Annotated in this window: 13 protein-coding genes and 9 pseudogenes; 11 read left to right on the top strand and 11 right to left on the bottom strand. The window is 72.8% G+C overall.

Features of this window, described 5'->3' with window-relative positions; translation table 11 throughout:
* Nucleotides 1-60 precede the first annotated feature (60 nt).
* Nucleotides 61-665, top strand: a pseudogene (locus WJ438_RS35400) (hypothetical protein).
* A 107-nt stretch (nucleotides 666-772) separates the two neighbouring features.
* Nucleotides 773-3204: pseudogene (locus WJ438_RS35395) on the top strand (right-handed parallel beta-helix repeat-containing protein).
* 24 nt (nucleotides 3205-3228) lie between these two features.
* Here WJ438_RS35395 and WJ438_RS35390 read toward each other — a convergent pair.
* Nucleotides 3229-5601, bottom strand: a complete 2373-nt coding sequence (locus WJ438_RS35390) for a hypothetical protein (protein ID WP_406729907.1) — start codon at nucleotides 5599-5601, stop codon at nucleotides 3229-3231.
* A 300-nt stretch (nucleotides 5602-5901) separates the two neighbouring features.
* On the opposite strand from WJ438_RS35390, the gene WJ438_RS35385 reads away from it, so the two are divergent.
* Nucleotides 5902-6732 carry a DeoR/GlpR family DNA-binding transcription regulator gene (locus tag WJ438_RS35385; RefSeq protein WP_406728814.1) on the top strand — a complete coding sequence of 277 codons (831 nt, stop codon included), beginning with the start codon at nucleotides 5902-5904 and terminating at the stop codon, nucleotides 6730-6732.
* Between the two features lie 27 nt (nucleotides 6733-6759).
* On the opposite strand, the gene WJ438_RS35380 is transcribed toward WJ438_RS35385, so the two are convergent.
* Nucleotides 6760-7884 carry a PLP-dependent cysteine synthase family protein gene (locus WJ438_RS35380; protein WP_406728813.1) on the bottom strand — a complete coding sequence of 375 codons (1125 nt, stop codon included), beginning with the start codon at nucleotides 7882-7884 and terminating at the stop codon, nucleotides 6760-6762.
* Nucleotides 7885-8239: 355 nt separating this feature from the next.
* Between WJ438_RS35380 and WJ438_RS35375 the strand changes: the two genes are divergently transcribed.
* Nucleotides 8240-8563, top strand: a complete 324-nt coding sequence (locus tag WJ438_RS35375) for a hypothetical protein (protein ID WP_406729906.1) — start codon at nucleotides 8240-8242, stop codon at nucleotides 8561-8563.
* A 195-nt stretch (nucleotides 8564-8758) separates the two neighbouring features.
* Nucleotides 8759-9304 carry an ATP-binding protein gene (locus WJ438_RS35370; protein WP_406728812.1) on the top strand — a complete coding sequence of 182 codons (546 nt, stop codon included), beginning with the start codon at nucleotides 8759-8761 and terminating at the stop codon, nucleotides 9302-9304.
* A gap of 20 nt (nucleotides 9305-9324) precedes the next feature.
* Here WJ438_RS35370 and WJ438_RS35365 read toward each other — a convergent pair.
* The 3 pseudogenes from WJ438_RS35365 to WJ438_RS35355 form a co-directional block, all read right to left on the bottom strand.
* Nucleotides 9325-9611 (bottom strand): annotated as a pseudogene (locus tag WJ438_RS35365) (SHOCT domain-containing protein).
* Nucleotides 9612-9866: 255 nt separating this feature from the next.
* Nucleotides 9867-10256: pseudogene (locus tag WJ438_RS35360) on the bottom strand (PPOX class F420-dependent oxidoreductase); the annotation flags it as partial.
* 96 nt (nucleotides 10257-10352) lie between these two features.
* A pseudogene (locus WJ438_RS35355) lies at nucleotides 10353-11227 on the bottom strand (NAD(P)-dependent oxidoreductase); the annotation flags it as partial.
* A 620-nt stretch (nucleotides 11228-11847) separates the two neighbouring features.
* Here WJ438_RS35355 and WJ438_RS35350 point away from each other — a divergent pair.
* Nucleotides 11848-13236, top strand: coding sequence for an IS1380 family transposase (locus WJ438_RS35350; protein ID WP_406724285.1), 1389 nt, complete (start codon nucleotides 11848-11850; stop codon nucleotides 13234-13236).
* Nucleotides 13237-13391: 155 nt separating this feature from the next.
* On the opposite strand, the pseudogene WJ438_RS35345 reads toward WJ438_RS35350, so the two are convergent.
* Both WJ438_RS35345 and WJ438_RS35340 read right to left on the bottom strand, forming a co-directional pair.
* Nucleotides 13392-14629, bottom strand: a pseudogene (locus tag WJ438_RS35345) (ROK family protein).
* Between the two features lie 36 nt (nucleotides 14630-14665).
* A pseudogene (locus WJ438_RS35340) lies at nucleotides 14666-15302 on the bottom strand (alpha-ketoglutarate-dependent dioxygenase AlkB).
* 125 nt (nucleotides 15303-15427) lie between these two features.
* Here WJ438_RS35340 and WJ438_RS35335 point away from each other — a divergent pair.
* Nucleotides 15428-16561, top strand: coding sequence for a methyltransferase (locus tag WJ438_RS35335; RefSeq protein ID WP_406729905.1), 1134 nt, complete (start codon nucleotides 15428-15430; stop codon nucleotides 16559-16561).
* A gap of 26 nt (nucleotides 16562-16587) precedes the next feature.
* On the opposite strand, the gene WJ438_RS35330 is transcribed toward WJ438_RS35335, so the two are convergent.
* Both WJ438_RS35330 and WJ438_RS35325 read right to left on the bottom strand, forming a co-directional pair.
* Nucleotides 16588-17442, bottom strand: a complete 855-nt coding sequence (locus WJ438_RS35330) for a ketose-bisphosphate aldolase (protein ID WP_406728811.1) — start codon at nucleotides 17440-17442, stop codon at nucleotides 16588-16590.
* Between the two features lie 30 nt (nucleotides 17443-17472).
* Nucleotides 17473-18354: an SIS domain-containing protein gene (locus tag WJ438_RS35325; protein WP_406728810.1), complete on the bottom strand. Its 882-nt coding sequence runs from the start codon at nucleotides 18352-18354 to the stop codon at nucleotides 17473-17475.
* A gap of 311 nt (nucleotides 18355-18665) precedes the next feature.
* Here WJ438_RS35325 and WJ438_RS35320 point away from each other — a divergent pair, with 311 nt between their 5' ends.
* Nucleotides 18666-19445 (top strand): DeoR/GlpR family DNA-binding transcription regulator, encoded by a 780-nt coding sequence (locus tag WJ438_RS35320; protein WP_406728809.1) that lies wholly within the window; start codon nucleotides 18666-18668, stop codon nucleotides 19443-19445.
* An 81-nt stretch (nucleotides 19446-19526) separates the two neighbouring features.
* A complete protein-coding gene (locus WJ438_RS35315; protein ID WP_406728808.1) occupies nucleotides 19527-21362 on the top strand; it encodes a glycoside hydrolase family 15 protein in 1836 nt (611 codons plus the stop codon).
* 3 nt (nucleotides 21363-21365) lie between these two features.
* On the opposite strand, the gene WJ438_RS35310 is transcribed toward WJ438_RS35315, so the two are convergent.
* Nucleotides 21366-22349, bottom strand: a complete 984-nt coding sequence (locus WJ438_RS35310; protein ID WP_406728807.1) for a hypothetical protein — start codon at nucleotides 22347-22349, stop codon at nucleotides 21366-21368.
* Nucleotides 22350-22564: 215 nt separating this feature from the next.
* On the opposite strand from WJ438_RS35310, the pseudogene WJ438_RS35305 reads away from it, so the two are divergent.
* Together WJ438_RS35305 and WJ438_RS35300 are read left to right on the top strand one after the other, a co-directional pair.
* A pseudogene (locus tag WJ438_RS35305) lies at nucleotides 22565-24848 on the top strand (heavy metal translocating P-type ATPase).
* A gap of 252 nt (nucleotides 24849-25100) precedes the next feature.
* Nucleotides 25101-25718 (top strand): annotated as a pseudogene (locus WJ438_RS35300) (phosphatase PAP2 family protein); the annotation flags it as partial.
* Here WJ438_RS35300 and WJ438_RS35295 read toward each other — a convergent pair.
* On the bottom strand, nucleotides 25620-26549 hold the full coding sequence (locus tag WJ438_RS35295) for a Gfo/Idh/MocA family oxidoreductase (RefSeq protein WP_406728806.1): 930 nt from the start codon (nucleotides 26547-26549) through the stop codon (nucleotides 25620-25622). The pseudogene WJ438_RS35300 and the gene WJ438_RS35295 overlap by 99 nt on opposite strands.
* Between the last annotated feature and the right edge of the window lie 64 nt (nucleotides 26550-26613).

The following is a 26613-nucleotide window of genomic DNA, read 5'->3' as shown; positions in this document are numbered from 1 at the left end:
GGCTCCGCCGGGGGTTATCCCGGAAGCGGGAATCATGGAAGCGGGAAGGCGGTGCGGCCGGTGCGGGCGATCAGGGGACTTCGGCACTGGCGGCACAACCCGCTGTGCCGCCCGACCGATCTGGCCGAGGGCTGGGTGGCGCTCGTGGCGCTGCTGCTCGCCGTCCTGGCCTCTCCGGTCGCCGGGTTCCTCGTCGGGGGCGCCACCGAGGAGGTCCTCCAGCGTTCCGTGCGCGCACAGCACGAGGCCCGGCATCAGGTGCGGGCCACGGTGGTACGCAAGTTGGATCCCTCCCCGCCGGCCGTCGACCCGGAGGCCTCCTCCCGCGGGGATCTGCGCATCCGGGTCCTCGCCCGCTGGACCGCCTTTGACGGCACCGAGCGCAGCGGCCCGGTGTCGACGCGCCTGAAGGACCCGCGGCCGGACGACCGCTTTCCCTGTGGACCAACGCCGAGGGCCGCATCACAGCACGGCCGATGGACACGGCGACGGCGACGACGCACGCCGTGCTCGCCGGCTTCGGTGTGACCCTGCTGACGGCTTTTCTGATCGAGGGCGTCAGACGGCTGATCGTCCGGCGCATGGTCCACCACCGGTACGTCCGCCTGGACCAGGCCTGGGAGAGGGCGGGCCCCGACTGGGGCAGGACCGGCACCGGAAGCTGACGGCCCGTGCCTCCGGTGAATGCGGCAGCCGTGCGCACGCTACGGTGGTCCGGCCGAAGCATTCGACGACAAACCCGCGTACAACAAGGTGGGGGCACAGCTACGCCATGGCACAGGGCACGGTCCAGGTGACGCACACCGGCACATCGCGATGGCGGCGCCGCACAGGCGAGTACGCGTCGCTCGCCGCCGCCCTGGAGGCCGCGGCCGAGGGCGACATCCTCACCGTCGCTCCCGGAACCTACCGGGAGAACCTCGTCGTGGGGCGGGCGGTGACCCTGCGCGGCCCCGAGGGCTCGCCCGGCTCGGTGCGCATCGCCCCCGTGGACGGGGTCCCGCTGACCGTACGCGCGTCGGCGGTGGTCCAGGACCTGCATGTGGAGGGACAGGACTCCGCGGCGCCGGCCCTGCTGATAGAGGAGGGCGCCCCGGAACTGCGGGACGTACGGGTGGTCACCCGGTCGGCTGTCGGCATAGAGGTGCGCGGCAGCGCCCGGCCGACGGTCCGCCACTGCACGGTCGACAACCCGGCGGGGGTCGGCATCGCCGTACTCGACGGCGGGGGAGGGGTGTTCGAGGAGTGCGAGGTCGTCGCCGCCGGGCAGGCGGGCGTCGCGGTGCGCGGGGGCGCGCACCCTCGGCTCGAGCGCTGCCGCGTGCACCACGCGGCCGGCTCGGGACTCACCGCTACCGGGGAGAACTCGGCGCTGGAGGCGGTGGGTTGCGAGGTCTACGAGGTGCGGGGCAGCGGTGTCCAGGTGACCGGCCGGGCGACCGCGCACCTCACCGACTGCGATGTGCACCGCACCACCGGCGACGGTGTCACTCTCGACACCGACGCGGTACTGACGCTGGCCGACTGCCGTATCCACGACATCCCGGAGAACGCGGTCGATCTGCGTTCCCGCTCCGTCCTCACCATGACCCGCACCACGGTGCGGCAGTTCGGCCGCAACGGCCTGTCGGTGTGGGACCCGGGCACCCGCGCGGACGTCAACCAGTGCGAGATCTTCGACAGCACCGGCGACTATCCGGCGGTGTGGGTGAGTGACGGCGCGACCGTCGTACTGGACTCCTGCCGGGTGCACGACGTACCGGACGCCCTGTTCGTCCTCGACCGCGGTTCACGCGCGGACGTGGTCGACAGCGACCTGTCGCAGGTGCGCAACACCGCGGTGTCGGTGAGTGACGGCGCCACCGCGCAACTCGACGACTGCCGGATCCGGGAGGCGGCCACGGGGGCCTGGTTCCGGGACCACGGCAGTGGCGGCACCCTCAGCAACTGCACCCTGGACGGCATGCAGACCGGCGTGATCGTCACCAAGGGCGCCGATCCGACCGTCGAGCGCTGCACCATCGGCTCCCCGGCCGAGGCCGGTGTCTATGTCTCGGCCGGTGGCCGCGGCAGCTTCCTGGGCTGCCGGGTCACGGGCAGCGGCGGGTACGGCTTCCACGTGATAGACGGCAGCCGTACGACGCTGCGGAAGTGCCGCACGGAGCGCTGCGCGCGCGGTGGCTACGAGTTCGCCGAGAGCGGCGGAGCGGCCGGCGCGGGTGGTCCCGTGGTGGAGGACTGCACCAGTGACGAGAGCGGCCACCTCGCGTCACCGGCGGCACCGGAGCCGGCCGTGCAGACCGTGCCCCCCTCCCCGGTCTGCTGGGCGCCGTTCCCGGGCCCCGTGCCGGACAGGCGCCGCCCGCCCCCGCCGTTGAACCGGAGAAGGAGCTGCGACCGTCGAAGACCGTGCTCGGTGAACTCGACGCGCTGGTGGGCCTGGAGAGTGTCAAACGGGAGGTGCGGGCCCTCACCGACATGATCGAGGTGGGCCAGCGCTGGCAGCAGGCCGGGCTGAAGGCGGCCTCCGTCAAGCGCCATCTGGTGTTCACGGGCTCCCCCGGCACCGGCAAGACCACGGTCGCCCGCCTGTACGGCGAGATCCTCGCCTCCCTCGACGTGTTGGAGAAGGGTCATCTGGTCGAGGTCTCCCGGGTCGATCTGGTCGGCGAGCACATCGGTTCCACGGCGATCCGCACCCAGGAGGCGTTCGAGAAGGCACGCGGCGGTGTGCTGTTCATCGACGAGGCGTACGCGCTCTCCCCCGAGGACTCCGGGCGGGACTTCGGCAAGGAGGCCATCGACACGCTGGTGAAGCTGATGGAGGATCATCGGGACGCGGTCGTGGTGATCGTCGCGGGGTACACGGCGGAGATGGAGCGGTTCCTGTCCGTCAACCCGGGTGTGGCGTCCCGTTTCTCACGAACCATCACCTTCGGCGACTACGGGCCCGAGGAGCTGCTGCGCATCGTGGAGCAGCAGGCCGAGGAACACGAGTACCGGCTGGCGGCGGGTGCCTCGGAGGGACTGCTGAAGTACTTCGCGGAGATCCCCAAGGGCCCCGCGTTCGGTAACGGCCGCACCGCGCGGCAGACGTTCGAGGCGATGGTGGAGCGGCACGCGAGCCGGGTCGCCCAGCTGCCGGAGCCGAGTACGGACGACCTGACCCTGCTCTACGCCGACGACCTGCCCGAGCTGCCCTGATCCCGCCGCCGCGCGCCGCGCGCCTCACGCGGTGGGCGCGCCGGAGCCGCTGCGGACGCCGTCGTCGGGTTCTTCCGTGTGCCGTGGTGCCGGGACGTCCGGCCGCAGCCGGGCCAGCAGCCGTCGGCGTTCCTCGGCGAAGGCCGGGTCCGCCTGGTAGTCGGAGTGGCCGAGGATCGGCGCGGGCAGCGGGTGGGCCTCGGTGCGGCCGTACGCCAGGGGGTCCCCCAGCGGAGGGCGGTCCACCTCGGGGCCGCAGTCGCCGGGCAGCCGCATCGGGCCGCCGATGGGGTCGGTGAGCCGGTGGAGGTTGCGCCAGCAGTCGACCTCCTGACGCAGGGCGCCGAGCGCGGCGGGTCCGAAGTGGGCCGGGAACCAGCGGCCGTAGAGCCGTTCCAGCGGGGACCCGTAGGTGAGCAGTGCGACGCGGTTGCGGGTGGCGGGTGTGAGCTGCCAGGCCGCGGCGGCGGCGAGGACGCTGCCCTGGGAGTGTCCGGAGAGCACCAGCCGTCCGCCGGTCGACCGCGTCCAGGTCTCGATCCGCCAGGTCAGGTCCGGCACCGCCCGTTCGGCGTAGCAGGGTGGGGCGAAGGGATGGGCGGCGCGCGGCCAGAAGGTGCCGACGTCCCACAGGATGCCGACCGTGCGCCGCGCGGAGGCGTCCTTGTAGGCGCGCCGGCCCCAGGTGACGAACAGGATGAAGCCGAGTCCGATCAGCCAGGAGCCCAGTGCCTGCGCCGTCTCGGCTGCGCCGTGCACCACGGCGTAGGTGCCCTGCGCGGCCTGGCCGGGCGTTCGGGCCGTGGTCAGGGCGCCGACGAGGGCGCCCGCGCCCAGCAGCAGGGTCGCGGCGGAGGTGACGGCGACGATGCGGGGGGCCCGGTCGGTGAGGGTGGCCATGGCGCGGGCGTAGGCGATCCGCCGGGTACGGGCGGGGTCTCCGGTCTCGTCCGGGAACTCGTGTGCCACGGTGACGCGCTCGTCGCGGGCGATGCGCCAGGCCTGCCGGGCCAGCCAGCCGCAGAGCCCCAGCAGCAGGACGAGCAGCGGCGGGATCACGGACGCCTGCCAGGTGAGCACCACCGGTGGTCCGGGAATCGACGCCCCGGTGCCGTCCAGCCAGTCGGAGACCCGCTGGGCCACGCCGCCGGACATCACGCCGCCCAGTGCGCAGGCCAGCATCGCGACCGCGGGTCCGGCCAGGCCCCGCATGGCGGCACGCCGGTCGGGGATGCTTCGGTGCAGGACGTGGGCGACTCCGGCGAGCACGATCACGAGGAGGCCCTGGGCGAGGACGATCGTGCCGAAGGTCGCGTCGGCGGACAGCCGGCCCGCCGACTCCCAGCCGGGGCGCTGCCATCCGGCGTACACCAGGGTCAGGAGGAGCAGGGCGAGCGCGGCGAGGGGCAGCAGGCGCACCACGCGTGTGTCGAGTTCGCCGTCCAGACGGCGGTCGGTGCGTCCGCGGCGGCAGACCACCCACACCACGACGGCCGCGCCGGCGAACAGCGCCGCTTCGAGGAGCGGGCCGAGGACACCCAGCGCCGCGGGGCCACCGGGAGCACGGTCGTGGCGGGCGGCCGCGCTGCCGACCGCGGCGGCGACGGTGAGCAGTCCGGCGGCGGTGTGTGCGGCGCGCAGCCGGGCAACCAGGCGACGGCCGTACCAGAAGCCGGGCCGGCCCAGGGCGGTGGGGCCGCCGTCGGCCTCGGGCTCGCTCTCGTGGGTCATCGGCTGCTGGGACTCGTACGCGCTCCAGGTACGCAGGGACAGGTACCACAGCAGCCCGGTCAGGGCTGTGGGCACCAGGGCGGCGAGGGCGAGTCGGCGGCCCGGCTGGCTCCACCAGCCGCCGTCCGAGGCCTCGGGTGACAGGAAGCCGAGCCAGGAATGCCGCGCGGCGCACGCGTGCGTGCCCGCGCACTGCCAGGCCGCAAGGTCCAGGGCGACCTCGCAGGCGGCCGCGACGAGCAGCACCGTCAGGCTCAGTCCGGCCAGCCGCACCAGCAGTCCGTACAGCCGGACGAGGCGTCCGCGGCCCCGGGCCGTCGGGCGCATCCAGTGGGCGAGGTTGACCACCATGAAGGGCAGCAGCAGCAGCCACAGGGCGCGGGTGCCGTTGCCGGAGGTGAGGTTGCACCAGACGTACGCCTCGGGGACCGGGCCGTCCCGGCGGTCGGCGGGCCGGCGCTCCGCGTCGGCGTCGTCGGCGCGCCGGAACACGGCGGCGACGTCGTCGCCCGTGATCCGCACCGTGCGCGGATCGTTCAGCATCTCCTCCGGGGTGGTGCCGCCCACCCCGTGGACCAGGAGTTCCAGGGCCGTTCCGACTTCCCCGGGCCGCTCGCCCGGGGCGCCGGCGCCCTCGGTCGGTCTGTGTTCCCGCGCACGCTGCACTGCTTCGCACTTCCCCCGTGACACGCCGTCGGTTCCTTCCGTGCGGGCAGGATCTCCCCTGCCGGAGCGGCTCACACCTGTTCTCACGGAATCTCCCCGCTCCAGGTGACGGTCGGGCAGCCCACGGGATGAACCCACGGGACAATTATGGCATGTACGCGACGAACAACCGGGTGCGCCGCCCTTGCCCCGGCATGCGAGGATGGGACGCCGACGCACCGGTGACGGAAAGAACGTGCTAGTCGGACCGGGCGCGTGCGACGTGTCGGACGGCTTGGCGGCGAAAGGACCGGAGCGTACGTGAGCGAGAATCAGAACCTCCTCGCGGAGCAGCGGCGCACCCTGATCCTCGACGAGGTCCGGCGCCGCGGTGGAGTCCGGGTCAACGAGCTGACCCGCAAGCTCGGCGTGTCGGACATGACGGTCCGCCGCGACCTCGACGCGCTGGCCCGGCAGGGCGTCCTGGAGAAGGTGCACGGCGGCGCGGTTCCGCTGGTCGAGGCCAGTACGCACGAACCCGGTTTCGAGGCCAAGTCGGGTCTGGAGCTGAGCGCGAAGGACGACATCGCGCGGGCGGCGGCCGAACTGGTCGCCCCGGGTGCGGCGATCGCCCTCTCGGGCGGCACGACGACGTACGCGCTGGCCAACCAGCTGCTCGAGGTGCCCGACCTCACGGTGGTCACCAACTCGGTGCGGGTGGCGGACGTCTTCCACGCGGCGCAGCGCACCTCGGGCCCCCGGCAGGGCGCGGCCACCGTCGTGCTGACCGGCGGTGTGCGCACGCCGTCCGACTCGCTGGTGGGGCCGGTGGCCGACCAGGCGATCGCGGTGCTCCACTTCGATCTGCTGTTCCTGGGGGTGCACGGGATATCGGTCGAGGCCGGGCTGTCGACGCCGAACCTCGCGGAGGCCGAGACCAACCGGCGTCTGGTGCAGTCGGCGCGGCAGGTGGTCGTGGTCGCCGACCACACCAAGTGGGGCACGGTGGGGTTGAGTTCGTTCGCGTCCCTGGACCAGGTGGACACGCTGGTGACGGACTCCGGGCTGCCGGCCGAGGCCCGCCTCGAGGTCTCCGAGCATCTGCGGCGCCTGGTCGTGGCGGGCGAGCCCGAGCATCCCGCGGACGGCTGACCCCGTGCTCGGGCCGCCCGGGGGCCGTCAGTCCGGCCAGACCCCGGTGCGCAGCAGCGTCTCGATCGTCGCCGTGTACGGGGTGATGTCCAGGCCCTGGTCGGCCAGCCACGCGTCCGAGTAGTACTTGTCGAGGTAGCGGTCCCCCGGGTCGCAGAGCAGCGTCACCACACTCCCCTGCCGCCCTTCGGCCACCATCTCCGCGACGATCTTCAGCGCGCTCCACAGCCCGGTGCCGGTGGAGCCACCCGCCTTGCGGCCGATGGCCCGATCCAGGGCCCGTACGGCGGCGACGGCGGCCGCGTCGGGCACCTTCATCATCCGGTCGATGGCGCCGGGCACGAAGCTCGGTTCCATCCGGGGCCGGCCGATGCCCTCGATACGGGAACCGCTGTCGCAGGTGACGTCCGGATCGCCGGTGCTCCAGCCCTCGAAGAAGCAGGAGTCCTCCGGATCGGCGACACAGACGCGGGTGTCGTACTGCATGTAGTGGACATAGCGCGCGAGGGTCGCCGAGGTGCCGCCGGTGCCGGCCGTGGCGACGATCCACTCGGGTACCGAAAACGGCTCCAACTCCATTTGACGGAAGATGGATTCGGCGATGTTGTTGTTTCCCCGCCAGTCCGTGGCCCGTTCGGCGTAGGTGAACTGGTCCATGTAGTGGCCGCCGGTCTCCGCCGCGAGGGCGGACGACGCCTCGTACATCGTGCGCGGGTCGTCCACGAAGTGGCACCGGCCGCCGTGGAACTCGATGAGGCGGCACTTCTCGGCGCTCGTCGTGCGTGGCATGACGGCGATGAAGGGCACGCCGATCAGCTTCGCGAAGTAGGCCTCCGACACGGCGGTCGAACCGCTGGACGCCTCGATCACCGGGTGGCCCGGACGGATCCAGCCATTGCACAGTCCGTAGAGGAAGAGGGAGCGGGCGAGCCGGTGCTTCAGGCTGCCGGTCGGGTGGGTCGACTCGTCCTTGAGGTAAAGGTGGACGTTCCACCGCTCGGGCAGCGGGAAGCGCAGCAGGTGGGTGTCGGCCGACCGGTTGGCGTCGGCCTGCACCCTGCGCACGGCCTCTTTCAGCCAGTCGCGGTAGCCGGGGTCACTGTGGTCGACATCGAGGGTGGCGCCGCTCGGGGGCTGTTGGGGGGTGCTCACGACAGGGCTCCTTACGCTGAGCGGCGACGGCGTCCCGCGCGGCCGACACACCGATCATAAGCACTCAAGGGCCGCCTCTCACCTGCATAAACGTCTCTTTGGGCGGCTCAAAGGCAACCCTGGGGCCACGTCTCGGCCCCCTCGTGGGGGCGCCCGGGGCACGGCGGTGGGGGCGCATTCGCGCGAGTGCTTCGGACACCTCGGGGAACGGGGGCGCGTGCCCTGGTGCTCGGCGACGGAGGCGGGCAGACTGCACCGGCGGAGCAGGGTCCCGGACGGGGGCACACTGGATCTGGACATGAGCCGGCCGCGGAGCACGGTCCGGTACACCGACGCGCACAAGGGGGCGGGTGGCATGACCGAGCCGGAGTTCACGGCCAGGGGCGTGCGGATCGGCAGGCGGCTGCGGTCGCTCACCCGGGCCGGGCAGGTCCGGATCAGCGACGGCAGGCTCGAGTTGCTCACCAGCCACGGTACCGAGATCGACAGCGCGCCGGTGCAGGCCGTACGCGCCTCCCGGCCCTGGTTCGCACCCGAGGACCGCGCCCTGGCCGACCTCAACGGCCATCGGTACCTGCTGACGCTGGGCGACCACGACCCGGCGCCGGGTGAGCCGGGGCCGCCCGCGGCCCGCCGCTTCATCGAAGCCGTACGCCGGGCGTCGGGCCGCGGCGCCTGAGATGCCCGTGAGTTGCGCCACTTCAGGCCCTGCGTCACTCTGTTGTCACGTCACTCTGGGTTTACCGGCGATAACGCTGCGAACCAGCCCGCCGGCCACGACAGCAGGCGGCCATGTCACGCGGGCACCCTGCTGGATCCGTACTCCGTGTTCTTCCGGACGTCCGTCCGGACCTGACACCGGGGAGTCGCAGCTGTGATCACTCACCCAAGCAGACACTGCACGGTGGAGCTCCAGGCTTTGCCGTCGCGGATCGGCCAGGTCCGCAGAATCGTATCTGCGCAATTGCGCTACTGGCATATGGACACCTTGATAGACCGGGCCTCGCTCGGTGTGACGGAGTTGTTGTCCAACGTCCACCGGCACGCCCAGCCCGACAAGACCTGCACGGTCGAGCTGGAAGTGCTGCTCGACCGGCTCAGGGTCTCGGTGCGCGACCGCGACCCGCGGCTGCCGGTCATGGAGGACGCCGGTCCGCTCGCCACCTGTGGGCGGGGGCTGGCCATGGTGGCCGCGATGAGCGAGAGCTGGGGCGCGCTGCCGGACGGCGGGTCCGGCAAGGTCGTGTGGTTCACGCTGCCGCCGCCGTGCACGACTCCCGTCGCGGACTGGGACCGGTGCCCGAGGATCACCTCCGTCGAGCCTGCCGCACACCGGTTCGCGGAGATCCCGCTCGTCGAGCACTCCGTCGAGGGCCACCGGCCCGAACCGGAACCCGCCCGGTCCGCCGTGGCCGGCTGACCGGGCGGTGACTCTGGTGGTCATGCCGCACCGCCCTTGCCGTGCCGGCCGAACTCCTCGTCCAGGACGGACAGCCGCCGCCAGTACTCGTCCTCGTCGATCTCGCCGGAGGCGAAGCGGTGGCCGAGCACCTTGATGGGCGAATCGTCCGCCACGGCGGATCGGCCGGAACCGGGGCCGCGGCGTCCCACCGTACTGTGCGGCGCAGCAGTGTGATGCCGCCGCCGACGACCAGAGCCCAGACCAGGGGAAAGAGCAGGATCCACGGGCCGGGTCCGCCGTCGCCGAAGTGCGCCAGGGTCTGCACGATCGTTCAACTCCTCGGATGCGCTGTCGCGTCGTGGTGACGCGTCACCTCCGTGAGTCGTCCCCGAGGGGGTGCCAGGTCGTCGTACGACCAGCGGCACTGCGCGTACCCCACGGGGAGTGCAGGGGACGACGGCGCCTGCTCCCGTCCGCCGCCGGCGGGCGCGGCGGCCCGCGCCCGCCGGCGCCGGCTGCATCCGAGGACGCCGGTGGTGAGCCGGGCCGAGCCCGTTCCGCTCCTGCGGGACACCGGGGTTCAGGTGGCCGACTGGTCGCTGTCCTTCATCGCGCCCCAGCCGTGCCAGCGGTCGACCTCGATCCAGGCGCTGACCCGGGCCCGGGCCCGGTTTGGGTACGGATTGCCGGTGTAGTGCCGGGAGAGGCGGTCGATGTCGGCCAGACCCTCGTCGTCCTTCAGCTCGACGACGCGGCCGATGAGGGTGACATGGGTGTACCAGTCGTTCTCGGCCAGCACGGTGAGGGTGACGCGCGGGTCGCGGCGCAGGTGCTTCAGGCGGACCCTGCCCTCGTCCAGGCTGATCAGCGCGCGGCCGTCCTCCCACACGTACCAGGTGGGAGTGGAGACGGGTGTGCCGTCGGAGCGGAGGGTGGCCATGACGCAGGGGTTGGGGCGGCTCAGCAGGTCGTCCGCCTCGGAAGGCAACGGGGGCTTGGACACTACGGACTCCTCGGTGGGTCGTCGAACGGTTCCCCAGACGCTTCGGGTGCTCAGGGGGGTGGGCTCGTCGAAACTGGCGTAATAGGCGGCGGCCATGTCCTCATCAGCGTGGCCCCGGGCCGCGGCGCGTTCCAGACGCTCGGCGCCGGCTGCGGCCACGTCCAGACGGACGCCGTGCTGTTCGCCGGCCCGGACGATCAGACGGGCGTCCTTGGCGGCGGTGGTCACGGCGAACTGGGCCGGGGTCAGCGGCCCGTCCAGGATCAGTCGCGCCTTGGCGCGCAGATAGCCCATGTCGAGCGGACCGCCTGCGATGAGGTCGAAGAAGCCGTCGGGGTCGACGTCCAGCGCCTCGGCCAGGGCGAGGGTCTCCCCCACGGCGGAGGTGGCCGCGAGGACCCAGCTGTTGGCCACGAGTTTGAGCCGGGTCGCGCTGCCGGCCGCCCCGTCCTCGCCGGTCCACACGGTGCGGACGCCGACGGCGTCGAATACCGGAGTCACCTTGGTCCTGCCCTCGGCCGGTCCGGCGGCGAGCACGGTCAGCTGTCCGGCCTCGGCCGGCTGCCGGGTACCCAGCACCGGGGCGTCGTAGAAGAGCAGACCGTGTTCGCGCGCGAAGTCGGCCAGCTCGGCGACACCCTCGAGACCGGCGGTGGTGGACTGCGCCCAGACCGTGTCGCGCCGCAGAGCGGGTGCGGCCAGCCGCATCGTCTCCAGTGTGGCGGGACCGTCGTACAGCATGGTCAGAACGACATCGGCGGACTCGACCGCCTCGGCGGGGGTGCCGGCGACGTGCGCGCCGTCGGCGGCGAGCGGATCGGCCTTGGCGCGGGTGCGGTTCCAGACACGGACGGTGTGGCCGGCACGGGCGAGGTTGCGGGCCATCGCGGCGCCCATGATGCCGGTGCCAGGACGGTCACGGTGAGCTGGTCGGTCATGGCCTCGGCTTTCTGCGGGTCGGTCGATCGGTCCGTCTTCGGCGGGCAGCCCCCCGATGCTCCGGGGTCCGGGGCCGAGTGTCCCGTCCCCGGTCGGTGCGCACTGTCGTCCGTGCTTCGCGGATCAGTGTCCCGTGCGTCATTGTGCGGTGGCCGGCCGTGCTTCCGCCTGTCGGCTCAGGCATCCGCCTGCCGGCCGGTCGGCCCGTCAGGCCCTGTCCGGCGGATCATGCCGGAGGCGCGGGGTCCGGCACGCCCTCCCCAAGCTCTTCCTTCGGGCAGGGGCCCCAGCGGCGTTGTCGTCACTCGCCGACTCCCCCACGCTCGGCTTCTCCCCCACGCGCGGCTTCGCTCGAGCGGGAGAACCCCCTGCGCGGGAGGGACCCCCTCGCGTCGGTTCCCTCCTCCGCCTTGCAGCCGCATGCACCAGACCCCGCTCCCCCAGTCGGACGGACACCGTCGGTTTCCTCCGACCTGATCCGCCGGACAGGCCCTAAGCCTGAATCCACCGACCTGATGGCTGTGGATGACTCTTCGAGAAACGAGGAAGTGCCTTGTGACCTGCGATGATGGGAGTTCTTGAGGCTTCCAGTACGCACGATCGGCAAGGCACTTCCGAGATGCAAGTTTCCCATACCCCAGCGGCGGTCTCCGCTGCGTTCGATGACCCGAACCTGGTCGCGCAGGCCGGGCTGGTTCCGGTGCTGCGGCTGGCCGAGCGGTGCGGGCTGTCGCGGCTGGTGGCGGAGAGGGTGAAGCTGACCGGGGCGAAGAACGGGGCGGGTGCCGCGGCGGACGCCAAGGTCAGCAGCATCGTGGCCGGCATGGCCGCCGGTGCGAACAGCATTGACGACCTCCACACCCTGCGGCACGGCGCGCTGCCGGCCCTGTTCCAAGGGGTCCGTGCGCCGTCCACGCTGGGCACGTTCCTGCGCGCGTTCACCCACGGTCACGCCCTCCAACTCCACGCCGTGCACCGCAGGTTCCTCGGTCAACTGGCCGCGCACACCCCGCTGCTTCCCGGCTCCGGCGAGAAGGCGTTCATCGACGTCGACTCCACCCACAAGCGGGTCTACGGCCGGGCCAAGCAGGGCGCCGAGTACGGCCGGTTCAGGGGCATCCGCACCCTGCACCCCCTGCTCGCCACGGTCTGCACCCCGCATTCCCGGCCGGTGATCGCCGGAGTGCGGATGCGCCGGGGCAAGGCGGCCGATTCCCGTGGGGCCCCGAAGTTCGTCAGTGAGGCCCTGGCCACCGCCGTCGAGGCGGGCTGCACCGGCACCCGGATCCTGCGCGCGGACTCGCAGTTCTACAACGCCGGGGTGATCGCCGCCTGCCGCCGGGCCGGCGCCCACTTCTCGATCACCACCGGCATGAACCCCTCCGTCAAGCGGGCCGTCCTCGGCATCCCCGACCAGGCCTGGCAGCCGATCACGTACCCGACCGCGGTGCCCGATCCCGAGACCGGTGACCTCATCTCGGACGCCGAGGTCGCCGAGATACCCGCCTACACCGCGTTCGCCGGCCGCAGGAAAGCGGAGCGGGTCACCGCGCGGCTGATCGTGCGTCGGGTCCGTGACCTGGCCAAACCCGCCGTCGTGGGTGCGCAGGGCGAGTTGTTTCCCGTATGGCGCTACCACCCCTTCTTCACCGACCAGCCCGCACAAACCCTCCAGGCCGAGCGGGAACACCGCCACCACGCGGTCATCGAGCAGGTCATCGCGGACAGCAAGGCCGGGGCACTGGCCCACCTGCCGTCCGGGCACTTCCATGCCAACGCCGCCTGGCTCACCCTGTGGGCGATGACCTACAACCTGCTGCGGGCCACCGGTTCCTTGGCCTCCGCGTTCCACGCCAGGGCCACCACCGCCACGATCCGTACCCACCTGGTCCACGTTCCGGCCCGGATCGCCCGCTCCGCCCGCCGCATCACCCTGCACCTGCCGCACAACTGGCCCTGGCAGCCCGCCTGGACACACCTGTTCTCCACCGCCCACGGGCCTGGCTGATACGAACAGTCCCTGTCCGCCCCGTCCGCAAGGGCCCGACCGGAACCGAACCGTGGAAATGCTGGGCAGACCAGCGGATACCACCTGCCCGCACCCAGCCACCGGCCCGGAGACCCACCAGAAGATCAACTTCAGACTACGTCGGTGGATCGAGGCTAAGCCAGGGTTCCCAGCGGATCGTCGAGGACCGGCTGCCACGCCAGTTCGGCGGCGCCGACCAGGCTGTTGTGGTCCAGGGCGCAGGCCAGGATCGGAACGCCGCCGCTGCGGCCCCACAGGCTGCGGTCGGCGACGACGGCGCGCAGCCGGTCCGGATCGGCGTCCAGGAGGGTGCCGTGCAGGCCGCCGAGGATGATCCGGTCCGGGTTGAGGATGTTCACCAGGCCGGCGAGGCCCAGCCCCAGTCGGTCGACGAGGGTGGCGACGGCGGCGCGGACGGCCGGGTCGTCGTAGTGCTCGCGGATCAGTGTGTCGGCCTGTTTGAGGAGGGACATCTCGGGGCCGGGTTCGCGTCCGGCCGCGGTGAGGAAGGCCAGCGGGTCCGCCTCCACGTCCAGGCATCCCCGGCTGCCGCAGTAGCAAGGACGGCCCCCGGGGTTGACGGCGAGGTGGCCGACCTCCAGGGCGAGACCGGAACTGCCGGTGTGCAGACGGCCGTCGAGCACCAGCGCGCCGCCGACGCCCCGGTGGCCGGTGGCCACGCACAGCAGGTCGCGCGAGCCGCGCCCGGCGCCGTGCCGGTACTCGGCGAGGGCGACGAGGTTGACGTCGTTCGCCGCGAAGGCGGGTCCGTGGAGACCGGCGGCGTGCACCTGCTCGGCGAAGATCTCCCGCACCGGGGCGCCCGCGGGCCAGGCGAGGCGCAGCGGGCTGAATGCCAGCCCCTCGGGTTCGGCCACCGCGGACGGCACGGAGAGCCCCGCTCCGACGCACCGGCGCCCGGTCTCGCGGAGCAGTTCGGCGCCCGCCGCGACGACGGAGCCGAGCACCTTCGCCGGGTCGGCGTCGATGACCTCGCTGCCGGGCGCGGTGGCGACGATCCGGCCGCCGAGGCCGACGAGGGCGGCCCGGAACCCGTCGGCGTGCACCTGTGCGGCCAGTGCCACCGGGCCGTCCTCGGCGATCGAGAGCCGGTGCGAGGGCCGGCCCTGCGAACCGGCCGCCGCGCCGGGCCGGGCGTCCACCCGGATCAGGCCGAGCGCCTCCAGTTCGGCGGCGACGGCGCCGGCCGTAGCCCGCGTCACACCCAGTTCCGCGGTGAGCACCGCGCGGGTCGGCGCACGTCCGGTGTGCACGAGCTCCAACGCGGGTCCGAGCGCTCCGCGCCCCCGGTCCAGCCGCGTCCTCGAGGTGGTCCCTTCCCCCGCCGGCCGGGGTCCGCCTTCCCGCTCATGAGGGCGAGTCTCCCATGGTCCGAAACGGCGGCGGGTTACCGGCCGCTGACCCGGAGTGTGATGTTCAGCCGCCCGGCCAGTCCCCACTCCGGTGGTACCGTACCCGCGTGCACGCGGGGGACCCCGCGGTACGCGAGCCGTGACGGCCCGCGGAAGACGAAGAGGTCACCGCTGCGCAGCTCGACGTCGGTGTAAGGGCGGGTCCGGGGCGGCGTTTTCAGGGGGGCTGCCGAAGCGGAAGACGCAGCTGTCGCCGAGACTGAGCAACACCACGGGCGCGTCGCTCTCCTCGTCGCTGTCGCGGTCCATGCCCATGCGGACGTCGCCGTCGTAGAAGTTGACGAGGGCGACGTCGTACGCGGCTCCCGCCGCCACTCCGAGCGCGTCGGTCACCGCGCGGCGGCCAGTTCGCCGAGTCGTCGGGGAAGGGCTTCACCGGGGCGCCGTCGCCGTCGACGACGGTGCGCGCGTAGCCGTACGGGGAGCAGTGCCCTCCGCGGCGCACCAGGCGGCCGGTCATCGTGCCGCCGCCGGGGGTGCGGACCGTGCGCAGTCCGGCGGGTGGACGCGCCCTCCCCCGGTCTCGACTGTGCTCGACCGGGGGGACCCCCATCGGCACGCGTCGAGCAGTGTGCGCTGCGCCGGCACGTCCAGCCGGTCCGGTACGCGCACCGCGCCGGGCGCGGCCTCGGCACGGGCCCGGGGAACAGCTCGGCGTCCCTGTCCTCCATCCTGCTCGACACGGTCTGAGCTGCGGCTCCGGGCTCCGCTAGCCTGGTCGCACGATGAACGACCGTATGACGACTCCGTGGGGCGCGCCGGTGCTGGCCCGCTTCCCCGAGGACCCCCGCGACAGGCTGCGCGCCTGGGACGCCTCCGACGAGTACCTCCTCGGGCATCTCGACCGGGAGCCGATCCCGCTGGACGGCACGGTCGTGGTCGTCGGGGACCGTTGGGGGGCGCTGGTCACGGCGCTCGCCGCGCACCGACCGACCCAGATCACCGACTCCTGGCTCGGGCAGGAGGCGACCCGCGTGAACCTGGCACGCGCCGGTGTCGAGCCGGGCACGGTCCGGCTGCTCACCACGCAGGACCCGCCGCCGGGCCGGATCGATGTGCTGCTGGTGCGGGTGCCGAAGAGTCTGGCGCTGCTGGAGGACCAGTTGCTGCGTCTGGCGCCCAGGGTGCACGAGGGCACGGTCGTCGTCGGGACCGGCATGGTGAAGGAGATCCACACCTCGACACTGAACCTCTTCGAGCGGATCATCGGCCCCACCCGGACCTCCCTCGCCGAGAAGAAGGCGCGGCTCATCTTCTGCGCCCCGGACCCGGCCCTGGTCCGGCCCCCCAGTCCCTGGCCGTACAGCTACGCGCTGCCCGAGGGCGTCGGCGCGATTTCGGGCCGGACCGTCGTCAACCACGCGGGGGTCTTCTGCGCCGACCGGCTCGACATCGGCACCCGGTTCCTCCTGAAGCATCTGCCGGCCGGGCGGGCAGGGCTCCGGGTGGTGGACCTCGGGTGCGGCAACGGTGTCGTCGGTACGGCGGTGGCGCTGGCCGGCCCGCGGACCGAGGTGCTGTTCGTCGACGAGTCGTTCCAGGCGGTGGCGTCCGCGGAGGCCACGTACCGGGCCAACGGCGTACCGGGGCATGCCGAGTTCCGGGTCGGCGACGGCCTGGCGGGCGTGCCGGACGGCAGCGTCGACCTGGTGCTCAACAATCCGCCGTTCCACTCCCACCAGGCGACCAGCGAAGCGACCGCCTGGCGCATGTTCACCGGCGCGAGGCGCACCCTGCGCCCGGGTGGTGAGCTGTGGGTCGTCGGCAACCGCCATCTGGGCTACCACGTGAAGCTGCGGCGGCTCTTCGGGAACAGCGAAGTGGTGGCGAGCGACCCGAAGTTCGTCGTCCTGAAGTCCGTGAAACGTTAGCGCCGCAGCTCCCTTGGCGGCCCGCGTCAGTGAGGGGTGAGCGTCACGATGATGTCCGCCACCGCGCGGGTCATCGCTTCCCGTCCCACGGTCAGGTAGCCGCGGGAGTCGACAGCTTCGGGGTGGGCGGCGAGGAAGTCCCTGATGGCGCCGGTCATGGCGACGTTCAGGGCGGTGCCGATGTTCACCTTGGCAATGCCCGATCCGACGGCCGCGGTGAGTTCGGTGTCCGGGAGGCCCGAGGAGCCGTGCAGGACGAGGGGGACGTCCAGGGTGGCGGAGAGGCGTTCGAGGAGGGCGTGGTCGAGGGCGGCGGTGCGGGTGGTCATGGCATGGCTGGTGCCGACGGCGACGGCCAGGGCGTCCACGCCGGAGTCGGCGACGAAGGCGCGGGCCTGGTCGGGGTCGGTGCGGGCGCCGGGCGCGTGGGCGTCCAGCGGCGGCATTCCGCCCTTGCCGCCGATCTCCCCCAGTTCCGCCTCGATCCACAGGCCCCGGGCATGCGCCCAGTCGACGGCCGCCCGGGTCGCGGCGAGGTTCTCGGCGTAGGGCAGCCGGGCCGCGTCGTACATCACGGAGCCGAAGCCGGCGTCCGGGGCCTGGCGCAGCAGGGCGTCGCTCTGGACGTGGTCGAGGTGCAACGCGACGGGAACGGCGGCCCGTTCGGCGGCGGCGACGGCGGCGCGGGCGAGCGGCAGCAGACGGCCGTAGCGGAACTTGACCGCGTTCTCGCTGACCTGGAGGACCACGGGGGCGTTCACCGACTCGGCCCCGGCGATGACGGCTTCGACGTGTTCGAGCGTGATGACGTTGAACGAGGCGACGGCGGAGCCTGCCGCGGCGGCGCGGTCGACGAGTTCGCCGGTGGTGGTGAGGGGCACGTCCGGTCCTTTCCGGTCCTTCCGGCGGGGTCAGGGCTCGAGAACGACTGAGCGGGTGAGGTGGCGGGGGCGGTCGGGGTCGAGTCCACGGGCCTCGGCGACGGCGACGGCGAGGCGCTGGGCGCGGACGAGTTCGGCCAGTGGGTCGAGGGCGCCCTGGATCCACAACCCGCCGGTGTCCCGCACCTGTCCGGCCAGGCCGTCCGGTGCGTCGCCCAGCATCCAGGTCGCCGTACCGCGCGTGGTGACACTGATGGGGCCGTGCCGGTACTCCATGGCCGGGTAGGCCTCCGTCCACGCCAGTGCGGCCTCCCGCATCTTCAGACCCGCCTCGTTGGCGAGGCCCACGGTCCAGCCGCGGCCGAGGAAGGTGAACTGGGTGCAGTGCAGGAGCCCTTCGGGCAGCGGCCGCGCGAGGGCGGTTCGCGCGTCCTCGACGACCGTGTCGGTGTGCAGGCCGAGGTGGGCGCGGAGCAGGGTGAGGGCCGTGGTCGCGAACCGCGTCTGCACGACGGAGCGTTCGTCCGCGTAGTCGAGTACGACGGTCTCCTCCGCCGATGTCGTCACGGCGGTGTCCGGGTCGGCGGTGAGCGCGGTGGTGCGGATGCTGCCTTTCAACCGGTCGAGCAGGTCCAGGACTTCGGTGGTGGTACCGGAGCGGGTGAGGGCGACGACATGGTCGTAGGCACGCCCGTGCGGGAACTCCGAGGCGGCGAAGGCGTCCGTCTCGCCCTGGCCCGCTCCCTCGCGCAGGGCCGCCACCGCCTGTGCCATGAAGTACGAGGTGCCGCAGCCGACGACCGCGACCCGCTTCCCCGGTGCCGGGAGGGCCCGGGTGTGCTCGGCCGCCTGCGTCGCGGCCCGCGTCCAGCACTCGGGCTGACTCGTCAGTTCGTCCTCGACATGCGTCATGTCCGCCCCCACCCTTCTCGATGATTGTTGTTGCAAGATAGAGCGGAGTTTCGAGCACAATCAAGCATTCGGGCAGAGATCAGCAGGTGCGCCAGGGCCTGTCCGGCGGATCAGGTCGCAGAGAATCGACGGCGCCTCATCACCGCGGGTGAGCGTGGGAATTCGGCGAGCGACGACAACGCCGCTGGGCCCCATGCTCGAAGAGCTTGGGGAGGGCGTGCCGGACCCCGCGTCTCCGGCGTGATCCGCCGGGCAGGCGCTAGGGTCGCCGGAGGCCGAAAGACGGCAGGGACCGCACGACGGGAGGGCGGATGTCGCGGGACGCCCGCTGGCAGGCGCTGCTGGAACTGCTCGTCGAGCGGGGCCGGTTGGACGTGGACGAGGCCGCCGCCGCGCTCGAGGTGTCGGCCGCGACGATCCGCCGGGACTTCGACACCCTCGCCGGGCAGCAGATGCTGGTGCGCACCCGGGGCGGTGCGGTGGCGCACGGGGTGTCGTACGAGCTGCCGCTGCGCTACAAGACCGCTCGCCGCGCCTCCGAGAAGCAGCGGGTCGCCAAGGCGGTGGCGGGTCTCCTCGCACCGGGCGAGGCGGTCGGGCTGACCGGCGGCACCACCACCACGGAGGTGGCGCGTGCGCTGGCGGTACGCGGTGATCTCGCATCCGGGTCGCCCGCGCTGACGGTGGTGACCAACGCGCTCAACATCGCCAATGAACTCGCCGTGCGCCCGCAGTTCAAGATCGTGGTGACGGGCGGTGTGGCGCGGGCCCAGTCGTACGAGCTGGTCGGGCCGCTCGCGGACGGGGTCCTGGAGCAGATCACGCTCGACGTGGCGGTGCTCGGTGTCGTCGCCTTCGACGTCGCACACGGCGCGGCGGCGCACGACGAGGCGGAGGCGGCGATCAACCGGCTGCTGTGCGAGCGGGCCGAGCGGGTGATCGTGGCGGCCGATTCCAGCGAGCTGGGCCGGCGGGCCTTCGCCCGGATCTGTTCGGCCGAGTCGGTGGACACTCTGGTCACGGACGCGGCGGCGGCCCCGGAGACGGTGCGCCGGTTCGAGGAGGCGGGGCTGCGCGTCGTCGTGGCGTGAACCGCTGCCGCGGGCCGCCCGGCCGGGCCTGCCTAAGCTGGCAGCAAGGGCGGCACGTACCGGCGGGCCAGGGAGGCTGCGATGGACGGGACGGCGAGGGGGCGGGAAACGTCCGGCGGGCAGCGGTACGCGCAGATCGCCGATCACGGGCTGATCGGCGATCTGCGCAGCGTGGCGCTGGTGGCGACCGACGGCACCATCGACTGGTACTGCTGCCCGGACTTCGACGCGCCGAGTGTCTTCGCCGCGATCCTGGACGCCGAGCGCGGGGGCTCCTTCGAGCTGACGGCGGCCGTGCCGGCGCGCACCAAGCAGTTCTACTTCCCCGACACCAATGTCCTGATCACCAGGTTCTTCACCGAGGACGGCGTGGGTGAGGTGCAGGACTTCATGCCGGTCACCGGAGAGCCGGCCGAGGAGGGCCGGCACCGGCTGATCCGGCGGGTGCTGTGCGTGCGCGGGGCCCTCCCGTTCCGGATGCGGGCGGCTCCGCGGTTCGAGTACGGCACCCGGCCACACACCCTGCGGGTGGCCGGCGACCTGGCGGTGTTCGAGTCCGAGACACTGTCCCTCGCGCTCACCTCGACCGCTCCGCTGGAGGCCGACGGCTCCGACGCGCGGGCCGACTTCAAGCTGGCGGAGGGCGAGACCGCGGTGTTCTCCCTGGACCGGGTCGGCGGCGAGGTGGCCCCCCGCCACTGCGCGCACCGGGAGGCGGAGGAGCAGTTCGGCGCGACGGTGCGGTACTGGCGGCGCTGGCTGTCCTCCTCGCGCTACCGCGGCCGGTGGCGGGAGATGGTGCACCGCTCCGCCCTCACCCTGAAGCTGCTCACCTACGCGCCCACCGGAGCCATCGTGGCGGCGCCCACGACGAGCCTGCCGGAGGAACTCGGCGGGGAACGCAACTGGGACTACCGGTACGTGTGGGTGCGGGACGCGGCCTTCTGCGTGTACGCGCTGCTGCGGCTGGGCTTCTCCGAGGAGGCCAAGGCGTTCATGGGGTTCGTGTCCCGGCACATCAGCCCCGGCGCCGACCACCCCTCCGGCCCCCTGCAGATCATGTACGGCATCGACGGCCGTACCGACCTGTCCGAGCGCGCACTCGGCCATCTGGAGGGGTACCGGGGTTCGGCACCGGTGCGGGTCGGCAACGCGGCGGCCGACCAGTTGCAGCTCGACATCTACGGGGCGCTGATCGACTCCATCTACCTGTACGACAAGTGGGCCGAACCGGTCTCCAGCGAACAGTGGGACCACGTGTGCGCGCTGGTGGACTGGGTGTGCGCGCACTGGGACCAGCCCGACGAGGGCATCTGGGAGACGCGCGGCGGGCGCAGGAAGTTCCTCTATTCGCGGCTGATGTGCTGGGTGGCGATCGAGCGGGGCATCCGCATGGCCCACCGGCGCGGACTGCCCGCCGACCTTCCCCACTGGCAGGCCTGCCGCGACACCGTCTACCGGCGGATCATGAGTCATGGCTGGTCCGACGGGCGCCGGGCCTTCGTGCAGCACGAGGACGGCGACGTGCTGGACGCGGCGGTGCTGATGATGCCGCTGACGAAGTTCATCGCGCCGACCGACCCGAAGTGGCTTTCCACGCTCGACTCCCTCACCGAGGATCTGGTGTCGGACTCGCTGGTCTACCGGTACGACCCGCAGGCGAGCCCGGACGGCCTGCGCGGCGACAAGGGCACGTTCTCCATCTGCTCGTTCTGGTACGTCGAGGCGCTGACCCGGGCCGGGCGGCTCGACGAGGCGAGCCTCGCCTTCGAGAAGATGCTGACGTACGCCAACCACCTGGGCCTGTACGCCGAGGAGATCGGCCACACCGGGGAGCAGCGGGGCAACTTCCCGCAGGCGTTCACGCATCTCTCACTGATCAGCGCCGCGTTCAATCTGGACCGCGCCCTGGGCTGAGCCTCAGTGGTCGTGGCCCGCGCTCTCGCCGCCGTCGTCGGCGTCGTCGGCGTGCGGGTGTTCCAACGTGCCGGGCTGTGTTCCGGCCCGGACCGTGAACGCCGCGGTGCGGACGACTCCGTCGTGCTTGAAGTCCAGGAACAGCCGGTAGCTGCCGCTGCTGGGTGCCGTGGCCGTGAACGAGACCGTCGGGCCGGGGTCGGTGCTGCCGTCGCCGGGTTCGCCGTTCGGATGGACGTGCAGGTAGGCGAGGTCTCCGGAGCGCAGGGCCACCAGATGGCCGTAGGCGCCGAGGTAGGGCTGGAGGTCGGTGACCGGCTTGCCGTCACGGGAGACGGTCAGGCGCAGTTCGGTCCCGCGGCCGGGCCGCAGCGCCCCGTGCAACCGGACCTCATAGCCGTCGACGCGGGCCGTACCGCGGGGTTCGGGCAACTGCTGCGGCCGGTACGCGCCGGAGGCGGCGAGGTCCGCTCCGAGGGTGAGGTTCTCGGCGCCCTTTCGGGCCGGGGTGAAGTCGGCGAAGACCCGGTAGCCGCCGGCTTTCGGCAGGTCGACCGGGGTGCTCCAGGTGCCGTCGGCGGCGCGCGTGGGGTGCAGATGGCGGTAGGTGAGGAGATCGCGCGAGGCCACGACGAGATGGAGCTCCTTCTCGTGTTCGGGCCGGTACTCGGTGACCGCCCGGCCGGTGTCGTCGCGGATCGTGAAGCGCAGGTCGGTGGGCCGACCGGCCTCGACGCGCGGGGTCCTCAGGTCGAGGGTGTAGCCGCTCGCGGAGACCCGCAGCCCGCCCGCCGGAGCGGCCTGGTGCCCGGTATGGCCGTCGTCCGCGCGCGGCGCGGGTGACACGGGGGTGTGCTTCTCGTCATGTGCGGGTGCGGGTGCCCTGTCCGCGACGACCGGGTCCAGTGCCTGACCGACGCCGTAGGCCGTACCGAAGGTCGCGGCCAGGGCTGCGGCGAATGCGGTGATTTTCAGTCCGGTATGCATGACCGTCTCCTCGGAACAGCACGTCCGGCCCGGGTCCGGGTCGGCATCCACACACCTCACCATACCCCTGGGGGGTATTCAGTCAAGACCGGGCGACCCTTGAATCGCATACGGGTGGGGGGTATACCTTGGGTGCGGGAGGAGATACCCCCGACCCGTATACTGCGATCGGCCGCCGGGCATGCCCCGGCCGGCCCTCGTCACGAGGAGCGCCCATGACCGTCCGTACAGCCGGCACCGAGACCGAGGCCGGAACCCAGGGAGAGGTGGAGCTGGTCATCGGCGGGATGACCTGCGCCTCCTGCGCCGCGCGGGTCGAGAAGAAGCTCAACCGGATGGACGGGGTCACCGCCACGGTCAACTACGCCACCGAGAAGGCCAGGGTGTCGCACGACGGCGAGGTCACCGTCCAGGACCTGATCGCCACCGTCGAGGCCACCGGGTACACGGCACGGGAGCCCGCGCCGCCCGCGCGCCGGGACGAGCCCGCCGCCCCCGACTCCCCCGGACCCTCCGACGAACTCCGGTCACTGTGGGAGCGGTTGATCACGGCCGTGGTGCTGTCGGTGCCCGTCGTCGCGATGGCGATGATCCCGGCCCTGCAGTTCGAGTACTGGCAGTGGCTGTCCCTGACGCTCGCGGCACCGGTCGTGACGTACGCGGCGTGGCCCTTCCACCGGGCGGCGTTCACCAACGCGCGGCACGGTGCGGCCACCATGGACACGTTGATCTCGGTCGGCACCTCGGCGGCGTTCCTGTGGTCGCTGTGGGCACTCTTCTTCGGCACCGCCGGCACCCCGGGCATGACCCACCCCTTCGAACTGACCATCGCCCGTTCGGACGGCGCCGGGAACATCGTATCTGGAGGCCGCCGCGGGTGTCACCGCGTTCATCCTGGCCGGGCGGTACTTCGAGGCGCGCGCCAAGCGGAAGGCGGGCGCGGCGCTGCGGGCGCTGATGGAACTGGGTGCGAAGGACGTCACCGTACTCCGGCCCGACGGGCGCGAAGAGACGGTTCCGGTCGATGAGTTGACGGTCGGTGACCGTTTCCTGGTGCGTCCCGGCGAGAAGATCGCGACCGACGGGACCGTCGTCGAGGGCACCTCGGCGGTGGACGTCTCCATGCTCACCGGCGAGTCCGTGCCGGTGGAAGTGGCCACCGGGGACGCGGTCACCGGGGCCACGCTCAACGCGGGCGGGCGTCTCGTCGTGGAGGCCACCCGGGTCGGCGCCGACACCCAGCTCGCCCGGATGGCGAAGATGGTGGAGGACGCGCAGAACGGGAAGGCCGCGGCGCAGCGGCTCGCGGACCGGATCTCCGCGGTCTTCGTGCCGATCGTGATCGCGCTGGCCCTGGGCACGCTGGGCTTCTGGCTGGGCCACGGCGCCGGGCTGACCGCCGCGTTCACCGCCTCCGTGGCCGTACTGATCATCGCCTGCCCGTGCGCCCTCGGCCTCGCCACCCCGACCGCGCTGATGGTCGGCACCGGGCGCGGCGCTCAGCTCGGCATCCTCATCAAGGGCCCGGAGGTTCTGGAGTCCACCCGACGCGTCGACACCGTGGTGCTCGACAAGACCGGCACGGTCACCACCGGCCGGATGACCCTGCTGGCCGTGCACCCGGCCGAAGGCACCGACGAGGCCGAAGTGCTGAGGCTGGCAGGCGCGCTGGAGCACTCCTCCGAGCACCCGATCGCCCGTGCGGTCGCCGACGGCGCCCTGGAGAAGCTGGGCACGCTGCCCACCCCGGAGGACTTCGCCAACGTCCCCGGACTCGGCGTCCAGGGTGTCGTGGACGGTCACGCGGTGCTCGTCGGCCGGGAACAACTGCTGACGCGGTGGGAAATGGAGCTGCCGGCGGAGCTGGCGCGGGTCCGGGAGGCGGCCCAGGCGGCCGGACGCACCGCCGTCGCGGTGGCGTGGGACGGCGAGGCGCGCGCGGTGCTGGAGATCGCCGACGCCGTGAAGGAGACCAGCCCCGAGGCCGTACGCCGGCTGCGCGCGCTCGGCCTCAGGCCCGTCCTGCTGACCGGCGACAACGAGGCGGTGGCCCGGACCGTCGCCCGCGAGGTCGGGATCGCGCCGGAGGACGTCATCGCCGAGGTGCTGCCGCAGGACAAGGTCGATGTCGTCAAGCGCCTTCAGGCGGAAGGCCGTTCGGTCGCGATGGTCGGCGACGGAGTCAACGACGCCGCCGCGCTGGCCCAGGCCGACCTCGGACTGGCCATGGGCACCGGCACGGACGCGGCCATCGAGGCCGGCGACCTGACCCTCGTCCGGGGCGACCTGCGGGCCGCGGCGGACGCGATCCGGCTGGCCCGCCGCACTCTCGGCACGATCCGGTCCAACCTGTTCTGGGCCTTCGCCTACAACGTCGCCGCGCTGCCACTCGCCGCGGCCGGCCTGCTCAACCCGATGATCGCGGGTGCGGCGATGGCCTTCTCCTCGGTCTTCGTCGTCGGCAACTCCCTCCGCCTGCGCACCTTCCGGGCGGCCTGACCAGCGGCGGCGGTCACCCGGGCGGCCCCGTCCGGGTGCGCCCGTCGGGGCCGCTCCGGCCAGGCCGGTGCGGTGAGTGGCCGGGCACGGCGGGTGGGTGTGACGGCCGGGCCGCGGAGGGGGCGCGGGAACGCACCGAGTGGACCACGCGTACCGTGGGGACCTGGTGATTCCCGGTCCGCGGTGCGGGTGCGCCCAACGGGCCCCGAACACGCGGACCCTCCCTCCACAACGCCACCGCGGGAGAGACGAATGAGCGAGCCGACCACCACCGACCAGGGCGGTGCCCGTCCGCTCACCGCGCCCGCCCGGCCCGCCGACGGATTCCGCCGGGTGGCGTCCGCCGTCCTCAGCGATCTCAGGGCCGTGGACGGCGCCCTGTACGCGGCGGTGGCGGCCACTCCCACCCCCACCCTCGACCGGGCCTTGCGCCGCCTCTCGCACGCGGCCGACCATTCGAAGATCTCGTTCGGCATCGCCGGTGCCCTCGCCCTGGGCGGGCCGCAGCAGCGCCGGGCCGCGCTCGTCGGAGTGGGGGCCGTCGCCGTGGCGTCGGCGTCGGCCAATCTGCTCGGCAAGCGCCTGGTCCGCAGGGACCGGCCCGACCGGGAGGCGGCCCGGGTGACCGTGGACCGCCATGTCCCGATGCCCACGTCGGCTTCCTTCCCGTCCGGGCACACCGCGTCGGCGGTCGCGTTCGCCACCGCCGTCGGTACGGTCCTGCCCGCGGCCTCCGGCCCGCTCGGCGCACTGGCCGGCGCGGTGGGCTACTCACGCATCCATACGGGCGTGCACTACCCGGGAGATGTCGCCGCCGGCGCGGTTCTCGGCATCGCGAGCGCGGCCACCGCCCTCGCCCTGGCGTCTACCCGCCTCCCCGCCTCGTACGGGAGCGGAAGGCCACGCCCGTCCCGGGCCCGGTGACCGACGGCCGGGGAGGACGGTCACCGGCCTCGGCGAGGTACGCGGGGTCGCCGTCGGCCAGCGCGTCGAGCTGGGCACCGGTCCGCTCGGCGGCGGCCAGTGCGCTGGCCCGCCACAGTTCCCGCCAGGCCGGCACCCGGTGGCGCACCAGCCGGGCAGCGGCGCGCTGGAACTCCCGATCCGGTCCGGCATCACCGGGCACGCATGCCTCGCGCAGGGCGAGGCAGCCCTCGACGGCGAGGTCCCCGCGGCGCCGGGCCGCCGCCTCCGTCTCCGGTCCCGTGCCGGGTGGAAGGGTCGCCGCGGCGGCGTACCGGCCGGGGTGCCCAGCTCCCCGCTCTCGATCAGTTCACGGGCGTGCGCGGAGCCCGAACCGTAGCAGTGCTGGAAGACCACGGAGGCGTACGCGCCCGACGCCTCCTCCGCCGCCGCGCTCTCGTCGTACGCGGCGAGCGACAGGCACAGCGGCTTCTCGCACAGCACCCAGGCGCCCGCACCGAGGGAGGCCACCGTCTGCTTCCGGTGCAGCGACGGCGGCGTTCCGATCAGCACCAGGTCCGGGCGTACGGCGTCCAGCATCGCGTCCACCGAGGTGTACCCGGCGACCTGCCCGCCGGCCAGTTCGCGGAAGGCGCCGGGCCGGCCCCGGTCCACACCGACGGCGGCCACGAGCCCGGTGCGGTCGGCGTGGGCCCGCAGCGCCGGCAGATGACCGCCGGCGGCGACGGCTCCGGTACCGACGACGGCGACGCGGCGGTGGACGGGGGGCAGAGACATCGACGCTCCTTTGGACGGCCGGTGGGCGCGCACTGCCGGAGGACGCTGAGAAAGCGTTTGCACC

The organism is Streptomyces sp. GD-15H (assembly GCF_045291515.1).
Lineage (GTDB): Bacteria > Actinomycetota > Actinomycetes > Streptomycetales > Streptomycetaceae > Streptomyces.
This window is presented reverse-complemented; position numbering and strand designations above follow the sequence as displayed.

What these genes read in the sequence shown, in the direction of transcription:
- WJ438_RS35375 (WP_406729906.1), top strand. Translation starts at nt 8,240, where the DNA reads ATGACCGAGCCGGAGTTCACGGCCAGGGGCGTGCGGATCGGCAGGCGG.
- WJ438_RS35350 (WP_406724285.1), top strand. Translation starts at nt 11,848, where the DNA reads ATGCAAGTTTCCCATACCCCAGCGGCGGTCTCCGCTGCGTTCGATGAC.
- WJ438_RS35335 (WP_406729905.1), top strand. Translation starts at nt 15,428, where the DNA reads ATGACGACTCCGTGGGGCGCGCCGGTGCTGGCCCGCTTCCCCGAGGAC.
- WJ438_RS35325 (WP_406728810.1), bottom strand. Translation starts at nt 18,354, where the DNA reads ATGACGCATGTCGAGGACGAACTGACGAGTCAGCCCGAGTGCTGGACG.
- WJ438_RS35320 (WP_406728809.1), top strand. Translation starts at nt 18,666, where the DNA reads ATGTCGCGGGACGCCCGCTGGCAGGCGCTGCTGGAACTGCTCGTCGAG.
- WJ438_RS35315 (WP_406728808.1), top strand. Translation starts at nt 19,527, where the DNA reads ATGGACGGGACGGCGAGGGGGCGGGAAACGTCCGGCGGGCAGCGGTAC.
- WJ438_RS35310 (WP_406728807.1), bottom strand. Translation starts at nt 22,349, where the DNA reads ATGCATACCGGACTGAAAATCACCGCATTCGCCGCAGCCCTGGCCGCG.
- WJ438_RS35295 (WP_406728806.1), bottom strand. Translation starts at nt 26,549, where the DNA reads ATGTCTCTGCCCCCCGTCCACCGCCGCGTCGCCGTCGTCGGTACCGGA.